General features: G+C 62.2%; 14 protein-coding genes. 5 read left to right on the forward strand and 9 right to left on the reverse strand.

Going from position 1 to position 14,450, the window contains the following annotated elements; all coding sequences use genetic code 11:
* Window positions 1–49 precede the first annotated feature (49 nt).
* The gene (gene glsB, locus EZI54_RS06460) at window positions 50–982 is read left to right on the forward strand and encodes a glutaminase B (RefSeq protein WP_423226990.1); all 933 of its coding nucleotides are present in this window, start codon (window positions 50–52) and stop codon (window positions 980–982) included.
* Window positions 983–998: 16 nt separating this feature from the next.
* On the opposite strand, the gene EZI54_RS06465 is transcribed toward glsB, so the two are convergent.
* Window positions 999–1,235, reverse strand: coding sequence for a LysR substrate-binding domain-containing protein (locus EZI54_RS06465; RefSeq protein WP_242674364.1), 237 nt, complete (start codon window positions 1,233–1,235; stop codon window positions 999–1,001).
* Window positions 1,236–1,265: 30 nt separating this feature from the next.
* Between EZI54_RS06465 and EZI54_RS06470 the strand changes: the two genes are divergently transcribed.
* On the forward strand, window positions 1,266–1,484 hold the full coding sequence (locus EZI54_RS06470; protein WP_131480203.1) for a tautomerase family protein: 219 nt from the start codon (window positions 1,266–1,268) through the stop codon (window positions 1,482–1,484).
* Between the two features lie 48 nt (window positions 1,485–1,532).
* Here the strand turns inward: EZI54_RS06470 and EZI54_RS06475 are convergent, their stop codons facing one another.
* Complete coding sequence (locus EZI54_RS06475; protein WP_131480205.1) at window positions 1,533–2,888, reverse strand: MFS transporter; 1,356 nt, start codon at window positions 2,886–2,888, stop codon at window positions 1,533–1,535.
* 320 nt (window positions 2,889–3,208) lie between these two features.
* Here EZI54_RS06475 and EZI54_RS06480 point away from each other — a divergent pair, with 320 nt between their 5' ends.
* Window positions 3,209–3,415: a YjfB family protein gene (locus EZI54_RS06480; protein ID WP_165495696.1), complete on the forward strand. Its 207-nt coding sequence runs from the start codon at window positions 3,209–3,211 to the stop codon at window positions 3,413–3,415.
* 69 nt (window positions 3,416–3,484) lie between these two features.
* Here the strand turns inward: EZI54_RS06480 and putP are convergent, their stop codons facing one another.
* The 4 genes from putP to EZI54_RS06500 form a co-directional block, all read right to left on the reverse strand.
* Window positions 3,485–4,978 carry a sodium/proline symporter PutP gene (gene putP, locus EZI54_RS06485; RefSeq protein ID WP_131480209.1) on the reverse strand — a complete coding sequence of 498 codons (1,494 nt, stop codon included), beginning with the start codon at window positions 4,976–4,978 and terminating at the stop codon, window positions 3,485–3,487.
* Between the two features lie 396 nt (window positions 4,979–5,374).
* Window positions 5,375–6,220: a DUF72 domain-containing protein gene (locus EZI54_RS06490; RefSeq protein ID WP_131480211.1), complete on the reverse strand. Its 846-nt coding sequence runs from the start codon at window positions 6,218–6,220 to the stop codon at window positions 5,375–5,377.
* Between the two features lie 79 nt (window positions 6,221–6,299).
* Window positions 6,300–6,770, reverse strand: a complete 471-nt coding sequence (locus EZI54_RS06495; RefSeq protein WP_131480213.1) for a DUF6942 family protein — start codon at window positions 6,768–6,770, stop codon at window positions 6,300–6,302.
* 108 nt (window positions 6,771–6,878) lie between these two features.
* Entirely contained in the window at window positions 6,879–7,796 is a 918-nt protein-coding gene (locus EZI54_RS06500; protein WP_131480215.1) for a LysR family transcriptional regulator, read from the reverse strand.
* 110 nt (window positions 7,797–7,906) lie between these two features.
* Between EZI54_RS06500 and EZI54_RS06505 the strand changes: the two genes are divergently transcribed.
* Window positions 7,907–8,803 carry a DMT family transporter gene (locus EZI54_RS06505; RefSeq protein ID WP_131480217.1) on the forward strand — a complete coding sequence of 299 codons (897 nt, stop codon included), beginning with the start codon at window positions 7,907–7,909 and terminating at the stop codon, window positions 8,801–8,803.
* Window positions 8,804–8,912: 109 nt separating this feature from the next.
* Window positions 8,913–10,169 (forward strand): dicarboxylate/amino acid:cation symporter, encoded by a 1,257-nt coding sequence (locus tag EZI54_RS06510; RefSeq protein ID WP_131480219.1) that lies wholly within the window; start codon window positions 8,913–8,915, stop codon window positions 10,167–10,169.
* A 114-nt stretch (window positions 10,170–10,283) separates the two neighbouring features.
* On the opposite strand, the gene EZI54_RS06515 is transcribed toward EZI54_RS06510, so the two are convergent.
* The 3 genes from EZI54_RS06515 to EZI54_RS06525 form a co-directional block, all read right to left on the reverse strand.
* Window positions 10,284–11,744, reverse strand: a complete 1,461-nt coding sequence (locus EZI54_RS06515) for an SLC13 family permease (protein ID WP_131480221.1) — start codon at window positions 11,742–11,744, stop codon at window positions 10,284–10,286.
* Between the two features lie 128 nt (window positions 11,745–11,872).
* The gene (locus EZI54_RS06520) at window positions 11,873–13,408 is read right to left on the reverse strand and encodes a flavin-containing monooxygenase (RefSeq protein WP_131480223.1); all 1,536 of its coding nucleotides are present in this window, start codon (window positions 13,406–13,408) and stop codon (window positions 11,873–11,875) included.
* Window positions 13,409–13,464: 56 nt separating this feature from the next.
* Window positions 13,465–14,382 (reverse strand): metal-dependent hydrolase, encoded by a 918-nt coding sequence (locus tag EZI54_RS06525; RefSeq protein WP_207389165.1) that lies wholly within the window; start codon window positions 14,380–14,382, stop codon window positions 13,465–13,467.
* Between the last annotated feature and the right edge of the window lie 68 nt (window positions 14,383–14,450).

The raw sequence follows: 14,450 nt of genomic DNA on the forward strand, positions 1-14,450 counted from the left end.
ACTTGGGGCCGGACGGTAAGGAGTGGTGATGACGGGAGCATCAGACAACGTGCAGGCGTGGCTGGACGAGATCAATCACGCGGCGCGGACCCGACTCGGTCAGGGACAGGTGGCGGATTACATCCCCGCATTGGCCGAGCGTGATGCCAACCGTTTCGGCATCGCGGTCTGCACCAATGATGGCCGGGTTTTCGCGGCGGGCGATGCGCGCATGCCCTTTTCCGTGCAGAGCATTTCGAAAATCTTCCTGCTGACCCTGGCATTGCAGGTGTACGGCAACCGGCTCTGGGAGCGGGTGGGGATGAACCCATCCGGCATGCCCTTCAATTCCCTGACGCAACTGGAGGCGGAGAAGGGGATTCCCCGTAACCCGTTCATCAATGCCGGGGCGCTGGTCGTTGCGGATCACTTTGTCAGTGCCTATGCGACGCCTGCACAGCATATCCAGGATGTGGCCCGGAGCCTTTCGGGCAATGCCGGCATCCTGATTGACCAGCGTGTGCTGGCGTCGGAGTGGAAGCACCGGTCCAGGAACGCCGCAACCGCCTACCTGATGAAGTCATTCGGCAACATCGCCAACGAGGTGGACGATGTCCTCCGGGCCTACTTCGCGTGCTGTGCGCTCGAGATGAGTTGCGTGGACCTGGCGCGGGCACTGAACTACCTCGCGGCAGGCGGATACGCCCACTGCCTGCAACAGCAACTGATCGCACCGGACCTGGCCCGCAGGATGAACTCCCTGCTTTTTACGTCGGGTATGTACGACGCCGCCGGTGAGTTTGCCTATCGCGTCGGTCTGCCCGCCAAGAGCGGCGTGGGTGGTGGCATCGTCGCCGTGGTGCCGGGGCGGTTTTCCGTCTGCGCCTGGTCCCCGGCGCTCGATCGGAACGGCAATTCGATAGCGGCGCAGTATGCGTTGGAGCGATTGTCGGACTACCTGCCGTCGTCCGCGGTCGTTACCGGGGCGCCGCTGACGGTGTAATGGATTCAAGCTCCTGTCATGGGGCCTGCCTTCGATCGCCGCTCCCGGAACGATCCTCATAGACCGTGACCAGCCAGTCCACGAAAACCCTCACACGCGGTGACAGCTGTCGGCGGTGGGGGTAGACCGCGTGGATCGGCATGGCCGGTTTCTCCCACCCTGTCAGGACTTCGACCAGTTCTCCCTTTGCCAGCGTCTGCTCGACATGGAAGCGGGGAAGCTGGATGAGGCCGCACCCGCGCAGGCCACTCACCACGTAGTCTCGAAACCGAAGGAGATGACCATGCCGTTTGCCAACTATAAGTTCCCCGAAGGCATTCTCGATCATGCCCGCAAGGAGGAAATCATCCATCGCACGACCGATCTGTTTGTCGAGTATTTCGGCGAGGAGGTTCGACCCTACACGATGGTGCTCGTGGAAGAGGTCAATGACGGCGGCTGGGGTCGCGCCGACGAGACCCTGACCCTTGAGAAGATGGGAATGGCGCCCCCGGTATCCTGACCCGATAGCGGTAATCCGGAGGCAGGTGTACGCCTGCCTCCGGCCGAATCAGCTTCGGTGCCGGCCGCTTTTATGTCCATGACGGGGCTTGGAACCCAGCAACGGCGCATTGGCCGATTCGCGCAACTGCACCAGTGGAATCAACGCTATCCCGGCGGCGATCATCAGGTAGAACGCCGGAATATAATTGTTGTCGGTGACTGAAATCAGCCAGGTAATGAGAAACGGGGCCGTGCCACCGAACAGGGCCGTCGACAGGTTATAGGAAATGGTGAAGCCCCCGTTACGGACGTTGGTCCGGAAGATCGCGGGCAGCGTCGAAGGCATGACGCCTGACAGGAACACCACGAAGAAGCCCACAATGGCAAGACCGGCGAACGCCAGCCAGAGGCTATTCAGCGACATCAGGTAGAATGCCGGTATCGCGAACACGATCAGGCCGCCACACGCCACGTAAAGCAGCGGTTTGCGCCCGATCCGGTCGGACAGCCGGCCAAGCGGGGTGACCAGTACCAGCATTCCCAGCAGGATACCCAGTGACAGCAACACGGAGTTGAATTCGCTGATGCCGAGTTGCGAGGTAAAGTAACTCGGCATGTATTTAAGGACCGTGTAGTAGGCGACGTTCAGCACGACCACCAGGCCCAGGCAGAGCAGCATGGTGCGCCAGTGATGCCGGAACAGTGACCGGAACGGCGTTTTCTCCACTTCCCCGGAATCCTGGAGTTCCCGGAAAGCCGGGCTGTCCTCCAGTCTCAGGCGCAGCCAGAGACCAAAGATCCCCAGGGGCGCGGCCATCAGGAAGGGGACGCGCCAGCCCCAGCTGTGCATGGCTTCCTCGCTCAGGGTCCCGTCCAGCACCAGCGCCAGGAGGGCGGCGAAGGAATAGCCCGTCAGCGTGCCAAACTCCAGGAAACTGGCCAGGAAACCGCGTCGATTATCCGGCGCGTACTCGACGATAAAGGTCGCGGCGCTGCCATATTCGCCCCCGGTGGAGAAACCCTGGATCATACGCAGGGCGACCAGCAGCACCGGCGACCAGATGCCGACGGACTCGTAGCTCGGCAAAACGCCGACCAGGGCCGTGCCCACCGACATGAGCAGGATCGTGGCAATCAGGACACCGCTACGCCCGATCCGGTCCCCGAGGGGACCAAAGAAGAGGCTGCCGAAAGGACGCGCCACAAAGGCGGAAGCAAATACGGCAAACGAGGACAGCAGTGCCGCGGTCGAACTCTCCGTGGGGAAAAAGACATGCCCGATGGTTGTCGCAAAATATCCGTAGACGCCGAAATCGAACCACTCCAGCGCGTTACCGGTGGCGGCCCCGGCAATCGCCCGGCGCATCACGGAATCGTCAATTTCACTGCTTAGGTCTTCCTCCAGAACCTCTGACTCGCTCATGCGGAATCCCTCCCGAAAGGTCGCCTGCTCACAGCGCAACACATCACTCCGGGGCGTGCAAATTACCATTGATGGCTTGAGTTCGCCTCGCTCAAGTTGCGGCTTAAAACCTGCCGCTCCTGGCGTCCTGAACCGGCGTAGGAAAGGCCGATTCCCAAAAAATGCGGTCATCGGGGAGTCATGCCGTCCATATCGATATAGCGATCGCTGAGGCAGTCGATGTGTCGGACCGACCTATGATCGGGGTGTGTACGGTGATAGCTTGAGTGTCTCAAGGGCGTGACACACGATGGTGCGAGATGGAATCAGGAGGGCCAGTTATGGACGTTGCTTCCATGGCCAGTTTCAGTACACAGCTTAGCCAGAGCCGGTTGCAGGAGCAGGTGCAGATCAGCGTACTGAAGTCCGCCCAGGATATGGCTCAGGCCGGTGCGCTTCAGCTACTGGAGAGTGTAACGGCCAGTGCGCCGGTGATGGCGACCAGCGCCAATCCGAATATCGGGCGCCGGATCGATATTCGTGTCTAGCGCACCCGTCAACCCGGATAGAAAAAGCCCCATGGCGCTTGCGCGCCATGGGGCTTCCTTACGCCGGGATTATCGGCTCTCGAGAGGCCGGAACTCGCCTTCGGTCTGGGTCACCAGGCTCACCACGTAGATGGCGATCCAGGCGGCAATGAAGCCCGGAATGATCTCGTAGACGCCGGGGCCGCCCATGAAGCTGCCGTTCAGGCCCAGGGAAATCCAGATGATGACCGTCACCGCGCCGACGATCAGACCGGCCACCGCGCCGGCGCCAGACATGCGCTTCCAGGTCAGTGACAGGATCATCAGCGGACCGAAGGCGGCACCGAAGCCGGCCCAGGCGTTACTGACCAGTCCCAGGACCTTGGAGTTCGGGTCACCAGCGATGAAGGCGGCGACAATACCCACCAGCAGGACGCACACACGGCCCACCAGGACGCTTTCCTTCTCGGAAGCCTCCTTGTGCAGGAACAGGCGGTAGAAGTCCTCGGTCAGCGAAGAGGACGACACCAGCAACTGACTGGAAATGGTACTCATGATGGCTGCCAGCAGGGCGGCGTAGAGGAAACCGGTAACCAGCGGATGGAACAGCAGGTCGGCCAGGACGATGAAGATGGTTTCGGCATCCCCAACATCCAGGCCGTTACGAACCGCATAGGCGCGGCCAAAAATACCCAGGCTGATGGCGCCGATCAGGGAAATGGCCATCCAGGTCATGCCGATATTCCGTGCCTTGGGGACTTCCTCGACCGAGCGTACGGCCATGAAGCGCACGATGATGTGGGGCTGGCCGAAATAACCCAGTCCCCACGTCACCGCCGACAGGAAGCCGACGAACGTAAGCCCGTGTGTCCACGACAGGAAGTTCGGGTCGACCGTGGCCAGGGTTTCCGAGGCCTGGCTGAAACCGCCGCCACCGCTGCCGAAGAGAACCACCGCGGGCATGATGATCAGCGCCAGCATCATGATGCAGCCCTGGACGAAGTCGGTGAGGCTCACGGCGAGGAAGCCGCCAACCACCGTATAGGTCAGTACGATACCCAGGGTCAGCCAGATACCGATGGAGTAGTCGCTGATGGCCGACGAATCGACGAGAGAGCCGAACGCACTCATGAACAGCTTGCCGCCAGCCACCAGACCGGATGCCGTATACACCGCAAAGAAAACCACGATGACGATGGCCGACACGGTCCGCAGCGCCATGGCTTTGGTGGGAAAACGGTTGGCGAGGAACTCCGGGATGGTCAGGCTGTTGTCGTAGCGCTCGGTTTGTTCGCGCAGCCGGGGGGCGACCACAATCCAGTTGATGAAGGCCCCCACGAACAGGCCAATACCGATCCAGGCCTCAACCAGACCTGTCGCGTACAGTGCCCCCGGCAGACCCAGGAGCAGCCAGCCACTCATATCCGAGGCGCCGGCCGACAGGGCCGCGACGGCGGGGCTGAGCTGTCGCCCGCCCAGCATGTATTCTTCTGATGACGATGTGGATTTGCGCCAGGCATAAAAGCCAATGGCGAGCATGAGGACAAAATAGAGTAGCAGACTGATCCATACGCCTATTGCCATGGGGTTCCTCCAGTTATTATTCGGCCGGTCCGCCCCGGCCCCGTGGGTGCGCCCGCTTTCTACCGGAAGCCTGTCTCCCATTCAAGAGGTACGTTGCGCGACGATGATGGGGGCAAAGCTGGCGACATTGCGCGGCTTGCGAAACTGCCCGGGCGGGTGCTAATTCGTTTCCGGGAAGCATCGGTAAATGATTGTTCCTACTTAGTTGTAGTCGCCCGACGCCATTAGCTCAACACGAAATGGCGCGGGAGTATGGTCCAAACGGTCTGTTTGATGGACGATGAACTGTTGTTGGTGGGAAAGGATGCCCGGGCAGTGCGCCATGCCCGGCTTGGCTGGCATATGGCAGGCACACCTACCTGGGCACCGGCATGACGCCGTCAGCCTGTCGCCGGGCTAGAACAGGCCCATCTGGGGCTGTTCGCCTCCAAGCTCCAACGCGTCCAACTGCGGCAGGCGCCGTTTGAGAAGGTCGCTCCAGAGCGCGGCCAGGGAAAGGGCGTCGCCATTATCCGGCATGTGCATGAAGACGTAAGGTCGCTGACCGTCCTCGATCCAGCCGGCCACCTTCTCCACCCAGGGCGCCAGGAACGGACGGTTGGCCTCCAGGTCCGGATGGCCGACATAGCGGATCACCGGCGGCGCGTCGACCGGCAGCACGTGCACCGGCAGGCGCGGTTTCTTGCGCTGGGCATGCACGATGGTCTCGTTCTCCGGCTGGGCGCTGAACAGGGCCCGGCTGTCCAGGCAGACGCGGGCAAGCCGGCGCTCCCGCAGTCCCCGGTTCAGGGTCTTTTCGGCGTCTCCCTTGCTGAAGAACGCCATATGGCGCACCTCGACCGCGCAGGTCAGCGGTTCGGGCAGGCCGTCGATAAAATGCCATAGCCGGTCCAGATGCTCCGGCCCGAAGGCGGCGGGCAGTTGCAGGAGAAACGGGCCCAACACATCCTCCAGTGGTGCGATGATCTCCAGGAAGCTGCGTATTTCGGCAGTCGGGCCGGCGAGGAGCTGGTCGTGGCTGATCGCCTTCGGAAACTTGAACAGGAACCGGAAATCGTCCGGAACCTGCGCCCGCCACTGGGCACACTGGGCCAGGCTGGGCGTGGCGTAAAAAGAGGTGTTGCCTTCCACCGTGTTGAGGACCTGACTGTAGCGCTCAAGCGGACTGCCTCCGGGTGGAAGCTGGGTGTTCCACTTGGGATCAGACCATTGGGGACTGCCGAGGTAATACGGGCGTGTCATGGTACAGGTGTCATGAAGGTGGCCGGGGTTGAGGGGCTATTCTACCGATGTGGCCGGCAGGATCGACCCGGGAAGCGATTCATCGTTCGTAGAATGCCTGCTCGCTCAGTGCGGCGCGGATCTGTCCCACCACGGCATTGCTGAGTTGGCGGTAATCCGGGTAGGGCGTCAGCAGGAGCTTCCTGCCGGGATCAAGGGCCACTTCCGGGCAACCCGCGAGCGGTTCGGCGTTGTGGACCAGTGTCCCGAACCGCAGCAGGTTGTCTTTCCCGCCAATCCAGTGCCAGGTGTGTCCGTCGATCAGTTCGGGGGCAAAGCACAGAGCGGTCTGCCGGAACAGGCCGGTGTCCCGGAACGCTCGCCAGTCTCCGGCGGTGGGGCTGGCAATCTTGGCCAGCAGGGTGACGATCTTGCGCCAGTGATTGGAGTTGGCGGCGATGAGATCGCCCGCGTTCGGATCAACGGCCAACTGCTCCAGCCCATTCGGTCGATGAGGCAAGTAGAGGACCAGGCGCGGTTGGGTTGTTCCCAGGTAATCAGCGTTGGTCATGTTGCGTCCAGTCCTTCGATAAACCGATGCAGGCAGGGATTGGGGTTGTTGGCGTTCCAGTAGACCCCCTGTTCAGCAGCGTCCTGTTGTCGACGATCGGTTCGGTGGTCACGCTGTCCCTCTGTCTGTACTGGCTGGGGTGAGGCGAGCGACCGCCAGGTGATCGATCAGCGCCTGGGCAAAGGGTGAGGGTGTGGCACGCGGATTGGTGCAGATTTTCAGATCCCGTTGGGCCCAGTCTTCCTTCACTTCGATGAGCGAGAGTGGTTGGTGGCCAAACAGCCTCACCGCTTCCCGCGGCACCAGCCCGATCCCCACGCCGGCTGCGACCATGCGGCAAACCGCCTCGAAACTCTTCACCTGCACCCGGACGTTCAGGTGCGCACCGAGGCTTGAAGCCATGTTCATGGTGAACGTATGAATGGCCGACCCGGCATGCAGCATGACGAACGGTTCAGACAACACGTCCGCGAATGACAGTGTACGGGCGCCGCCCAGACTGTGTCGCTGCGCCGTGATCAGCACCAACCGGTCTTCCCGATAGGGCACCAGGGTGACGTCCTGGTGATCGTCGTGCTCCGCCACGATGCCGATCTCGGCGTCGCCCCGGGCTACGCCCGCGAGGATATCGCCGCTGGTCTGCTCCTCCAGGTTCACGCTGATCTGCGGGTGCTGGCTGAGAAACGCGGCCAGATCGTTGGGCAGGTAGCTGTGGATGGCGTGGGTGTTGGCCCATAGCCGCACATGCCCCTGGATGCCTTCGGCATAGGGCGCCAGGTCGGAGTGCATCTGCTCAAGCTTGGCGAACACTTGGCGGGCATGGCGCAGGAAAATCTCGCCGGCCCGGGTCAACTGCACGCCCCGGGCCTTGCGTTGCAGCAGTGTGGTACCCAGCGACCCTTCCAGAATCTTGATCCGGTGGCTCGCCGACGAAGGGGCCAGGAACACACGTTCGGCACCGTGGGTGAGGCTCTGGCATTCGGCCACCGCGATGAACAGCCGTAGATCGGTCAGGTTGTATTTCATGATGATAATTCGAAATAAACGAAGGGACGTGTGCTGAAAACGCAATTCTATCAGGCTTTGACGCGGCATAAGATTCAATTTCTTGAATCTTTGAAGGGCGAGTGGTTTTGATGCGTAGGCAGGTTTCGCCCCGGCAACTGGGTGTCGGGCTGGCGGTGTTGGCCGCTTTCTGTTTTTCGTTCAAGGCGATTTTCGTCAAACTCGCCTATCAGGCGGCGCCCGTCGACGCGGTGACACTGCTGTCATTGCGGATGATCTTCTCACTGCCGCTGTTTCTGATCAGTGGCTGGGCCTACCTGCGCAATGGTCCGAAGCTGGGCATCCGGGACTGGATGCTGCTGATTTTTCTCGGGCTGGCAGGCTATTACGGCGCCTCGATCCTGGACTTCCTGGGGTTACAGTACATCTCGGCCGGGTTGGAGCGGGTCATCCTATTTACCTACCCGACCATCACCATCCTGATCGGCCTGCTGTTCCTGAACAAACACGTCAGTGCCAGACTGATCGCCGCCCTGGTGCTGTGCTATGCCGGCGTCAGCCTGGTGTTTGTCAGCGACACGCAACTGGCGGAAGACAGCCGTGCACCCTGGATCGGCGCGGGTCTGGTGTTCGCCTCGGCGCTGTCATACGCCTGCTACAATGCTTTTGCGGAAGCGTCCATCGCCAAGCTGGGGGCGGCCCGGTTCTCGGTTTTGGCGCTGGTGGTGTCGATCCTTGCGGCGCAGGTCCATTTCCTGGCCACGAACCCGGTAAGCGACCTGGTCCAGCCGTGGTCCATCTATGGTTATTGTGCCGCGATGGCGGTTTTCTCGACGGTCATGCCGATCTTCTTCCAGTCCGGGGCGATCCAGCGCATCGGGGCCGGGCCCACGGTCCTGGTGGGCATGTTGGGGCCGGTGATGACGATCTTCTTCAGCTGGCTGCTGCTGGCCGAGCCCATCACCGGCGTGCAGATGGGCGGGACGGTCCTGGTGCTGCTGGGCGTGTACCTGATCCGACGGGCGTAAGCCCGACGACTTCAGGGCGCTGCGGTTTACGCTATTGGGCGTATCCCTCAGAATCAGGGCAGGCCAGCGATGCCGCCGATCCTCCATCCACTCTTGACCGGAGACCCGAATGAGAGCCCTGCTCAACGCGTACCTGACCTCCTCGCTGATTCTTCGCGTCAGTATTGCGCTTGTGCTGGGTCTTGTTGTCGGGCTGGTGGGTGGTCAACCAGTGGCGGAGTGGCTGGCGCCGCTGGGGGAGTTACTGCTGCGCCTGTTGAAGTTCCTGATCGTGCCGATCGTCCTGTTCACCCTGATGACGGGCATCAACCAGGCCAACATTGGCAGCATGGGACGCATTGGCCGCAAACTGCTTGGCTACTATGTGGTGACGTCGGCCCTGGCCATCGTGGTTGGATTGATTGTTGCCTCGATATTGGCACCTGGAAGCGGCATGACACTGGATGAGAATGCCAGCGTGGACGTGCCGGAAAACCCGGGGTTCGTGAAGGTGCTGCTGGGTATCGTGCCGACCAATATCGTGAGCGCGTTCAGCGAGCCGAACCTGCTGGGGATCATCTTTACGGCGATCGTATTCGGGATCGCATTGCTGAAACTTCGCGAGAGCCGGGATCATGCGGACCTGGGTAACCAGCTCTATCGCGTGATCGAGGCGCTCAATGCCGTGACACTGAAGGTGATGGCCGGGGTGCTCCAGTATGTGCCGATCGGCGTTTTTGCCATCGTGGCGAAGACGGCGGGTGCCCAGGGCATCAACACCATCCTGGCGCTGGGGGATATGGTGCTGGTGCTGTACATCGCGCTGGCCGTGCATCTTGTGTTCTATTGCGGTCTGATGCGGGTGTTTGGCGTGCGGTTGGCCGGCTTCTTCCGCGAGGCCCGCACACCGATGGCCACGGCCTTTGCCACCCAGAGCAGTTCCGGCACCTTGCCCCTGACCCTCGACGCGGCGCGTCGGATGGGCGTTCCCCAGAACATCTACGGGTTCAGCCTGCCCCTCGGCGCCACCATCAACATGGACGGCGCCGCCATCCGGATCGCCATTTCCGCCGTGTTTGCGGCCAATGTGGTCGGCGTGCCCCTCGACCTGATGCCCATGATCGAGATCGTACTGATCGGCACCCTGACCTCCATCGGGACGGCCGGTGTTCCCGGCGCGGGGATCGTCATGATTGCGACGGTGTTTTCCCAGGTGGGACTGCCGATTGAAACCGTCGCCCTGCTGGCCTCGATTGATGCGCTTGTAGGCATGGGGGCGACTGGGCTCAACGTGACGGGCGATCTGGTGGGCACGGCCATTATCTCGCGGACCGAGCGCAAGTATCAGCCGGCTGCCGCGGAAGCGGAACCCGAGGCTGTCAGTTAATTCCGATTGGAGTCGCTTATGGAGCCGGACATCCTGAGGTGGTACGCCAACCCCATCACCCTGGTCCGGCTACGGCGCGACGCCCTGGCGAGCGGCGTTTCCGCCCGCTGACCGTTAGCCCAGGACCAGCCCCATCAGTGTATAGGTCAGCAACGTGACCACCACGATGCCGATCAGGTTCAATACAAACCCGGCATGGATCATGTCGCCAATCCGCATGTGCCCGCTGCCGAAGACGATCGCATTCGGCGGCGTCGCCACCGGCATCATGAAGGCGCAACTGGCCGCGATGGCTGCGGGCACGGCCAGCAGGTAGGGGGCAGCGTCCTGTGATATGGCGAGGGCCCCCATCAGGGGCATGAAGGCGGCTGTTGTTGCGGTGTTGCTGGTGACTTCCGTCAGGAAAATGATGACGGTGACGACCAGTGCGATCATCAGTATCGATGGCAGCACACCAATGACCGACAGGCTTTCGGCGATCCACTGGGCCAGGCCGGAACTGCTGATCACACCCGCCAGGGCCAGCCCCCCGCCGAACAGCAGTAACACGCCCCAGGGAATCTCCCGGGCGGTTTCCCAGTTCATCAGGAAGGTGCCCGTCTCGCGTTCGGCGGGTACCAGGAACAGGGCCACAGCCGCGGCGATCGCGATGACCGTGTCGTCCAGCCAGGGCAGCAGGCTGCCTGAGAGTAGCGGCTGGAATATCCAGGCGGCCGCGGTGATGGCAAAGACGGCCAGGACCCGTTTCTCGCCGCGTCCCATCCTGCCGAGATCGCGCAGTTGTTCCCGAATGAGCGCGCCGCTGTCCCGGCTGCTGTCGTCGCGGAATCCTCCGCGGGTAAGCCACCACCAGATGGCGGCCAGCATGGCGATGGAGACCGGCACGCCAATGATCATCCACTGGGCGAAACCGATATCCATATTGTGGTCTTCGGACAGGTAAGCAGCGAGCAACGCGTTGGGCGGCGTGCCGATCAGCGTGGCGATACCGCCGATGCTGGCGGCATAGGCGATGGCCAGGAGCAGCCGGGTGGCAAAGCGGCGATTGGCGTCCTCGTCGTCACCCTCGCGCATATTGATCACCGACAGGCCGATGGGCAGCATCATGATGCTGGTGGCCGTGTTGGACACCCACATGCTGAGGAAGGCGGTCGCCAGCATGAAACCGCCGATCTGGCGCCTGGGCTGACTGCCCACGGCATTCAGGATCCTTAATGCGATTCGCCGGTGCAGGTTCCAGCGCTGCATCGCCAGGCCAATGGTGAAGCCGCCCAGGAACAGGAAGATGATCGGATTGGCGTAGGGCGTGGTGGCGTCCTTGACCGAGCCGAGATCCAGCGCGGGAATGAGTCCGATGGGAATCAGTGCGGTGGCCGGAATCGGAATGGTTTCCGTGGACCACCAGGTGGCCATGAGCAGCATCAGGCCGAGGGCCCGCCAGGCTTCGGTCGACATACCGCCCGGCGCTGGCAGTATCAGGGGGATGAGCAGCAACAGCGGCCCGACGATAAATCCGATGACCTGGGCCCGGCGCAGCCCTGAACGCGTCTGGTCGTTTGCTCCATGAGCTGCCATGAGATCCCTTCTCCCGGAGGAACGTCGCCGACTGATCCATTAAAGGTTGCAGAGTCCCACGGCGGGCGCAAGCTCAGGACGGTTACCGGGTTGTCATGCCGACGCCGGAGGCTCCCGGCTCTGGGGCGCTAGCTGTACACTTCCTCCGGCCGGTGCGTCCTCGACCGGGAAGACTGACGGGGTGGTCGGTCCGCGCCGGCTTTGCGGAAGTTGATGTCGTAATCCTTCAGTTCGAAGACGCTCAGGCGCCGCTTCAACGCCTTCAGCGACCACGGCCACGCGGCGAAGTTGCGGCCGTTCTGGTCCAGGTAGTAGCTGCGGCAACCACCGGCATTGAAAACTGTGGTCTGCAGGTGCTTCTGGACCTTCCGGTTGTGCTTCCTGAGGACCTCGGACCTGATGGTCAGCTTGCTGATGGCCCTGCGCTTGATCTTCCAGAGACCGTCGATGATGTAGTCCAGTTGGGCTTCGGCCAGGCTGATGAACGAGTCGTAGACCAGCACGTTGGGGCCCAGGATCAGGAAGGCGTTGGGCACATTCTCGATGGTGGCGCCCAGGTAGGCTTCCGGCGAGCTGTCTTTCCAAAGGTCCGCCAGGCGTTGGCCCCTGTCGTTGAAGACCCGGCTGCCGATAGGCGGGTGGGAGACATCGAATCCGGTGCCCCAGATGATCACGTCCACCTCCCGGCGTTCGCCGTTGGCGGCGATCACGGTGTCGCCGTCCACGGCCACCAGGCCGCTGGGGATCAGCGACGTGTTACCCGACTGTAGGGCGGGGTAATAGTCGTTGGCGAACAGGATGCGCTTGCAGCCCAGCAGGAAATTCGGCGTCACCGCCCTGCGCAGGGCTGGATCGCTGATCTGCAGGCGCAGGATCTGTTTGGCCGCCTCGTTCACGGGCCTGAGCACCTGCGGGTTGCGCAGCCCGAAATTGATCACATTCAGCGAGCCGGCCACGGCCCTGCGCCAGCCCTGCTGGATCACCGGGAACCGCTCGATTGCCCATTGGGCAGTCTCGCCCAGCGGCAGGTCCGGTTTGGGCAGCACCCAGGGTGCGGTGCGCTGGAACACGTGGAGTTCCCTGGCTTTCGGCTGGATCTTGGGTATGAACTGGATGGCGGACGCACCGGTGCCGATCACGGCGATGCGCTTGCCGGCCAGGTCGTAGTCGTGATCCCACCGGGCGGAGTGGAACATCCTGCCCTTGAACGTTTCCAGTCCGGGAATCGGTGGTGTCTGCGGCTCGGTTATGGGGCCGGTGGCAAACACGACCGTTTTCGCCAGGTACCGGCCGCTGCTGGTGTCCAGGCACCAGAGATGACGATCCTTGTCCCATACCGCCTGCTCCAGCTCGCAGTCGAACTCGATCAGGGGCGTGATATCGAAGTCGTCGCTGACGGTTTCCAGGTAGTCCAGGATCTCGGGCTGCCTGGCAAACAGACGGCTCCAGCGGCTGCTCGGCGCAAACGAATAGGAGTAGAGCGAGGAGGGCACGTCACAGCCGCAGCCGGGGTAGGTGTTCTCCCGCCAGGTGCCGCCCACGCGGCTGGCCTTCTCGATGATCCTGAAGTTGAGGTAGCCGGTCTGCTTCAGCTTGATGGCGGCCGCAAGGCCGGAGATGCCGGCGCCGACAATAAACGTATCGTAGATGGATCCGGTGGTCATATTCAGAAGGTTCCGGTGTGTTGTTGGGACTGGGTGCCGGATGAAGGACCGTCCGCTCAGGCGCGGACGGGCGGCACCACTTCCTTGACGAGGTACGGTGCCAGCAGGCCGGTATCCGGATTCAGCAGGCGTTCCTTGTAGTAGGCCAGGTAGCCGGAGGTGTCGTGGTCATTGGGATGGAAGTCCGGGCGCAGGTAATCGAAGACGTGGCTGATGGTGCTGCCGTAGACGCCGTCCTGGCGCCCCATGATCAGCCCGACGCTGCGCCGCGCGTCTTTCCAGAAGCGGCGGCTGAACAGGTTGCGTGGCCGGCGCAGGACGGGAATGCCCACGCCGCCCAGCGCCACCAGGAACCAGATGGTGAACAGCGCCATGGCGAAGCCGCTGACGCGCAGGGCGTAGTTGCCGTTCAGGGTCTGGTAGACGTCGAAGGCGATGTCCTTGTGCTCGGACTCTTCCAGCATGTGCCACATCCACAGGGCACGCTGCTTCTCGTCGTGGGATTCGAAGAAGTAGTCTTCGTGCTTCATGAAGAATTCCGCCAGCACCGCGGTGAAGTGCTCGATTCCCGCCATCAGCGACAGCTTCAGCGGTTGCGGGAAGCGACGGAAACCGTAGTCGAAGACGTTCTGCGCCAGGAAGCGGTATAGGGATACCGGGTAGCGATGCATCCGGAGAATGTCGTTCCATTCTTCGTGCACCTTCGAATGCAGCGCCTCCTGGCCAATCAGCGCCGTCACCCGCTGCCTGAGTACCGGATCGGTCAGGAAGTCCCTGTGGTAACGGGCGGTCTCGATCACCAGATCCTCGCCGTAGGTCAGGAAGATCGACAGCGCCGAGAAGTAGCCGCTCGCCAGTTCGGCGTTGAGGTAGAAGTTGGTGTCCACGTCCTTGCCGTCGAACCGGAAGTTCATGTGACGAATGGGAATGGAGGGCTGCCCGGCGGTATTCCCGGCCTGGGTTGTTGTCGGCATTTTGAGTGCTGCGGCTGTCATCGGGATAACCTGTCGTTGATGCAATTGGAATGGGGTGGTCGCCTTGC

Source organism: Marinobacter halodurans (assembly GCF_004327985.1).
Taxonomy (GTDB): domain Bacteria; phylum Pseudomonadota; class Gammaproteobacteria; order Pseudomonadales; family Oleiphilaceae; genus Marinobacter_A; species Marinobacter_A halodurans.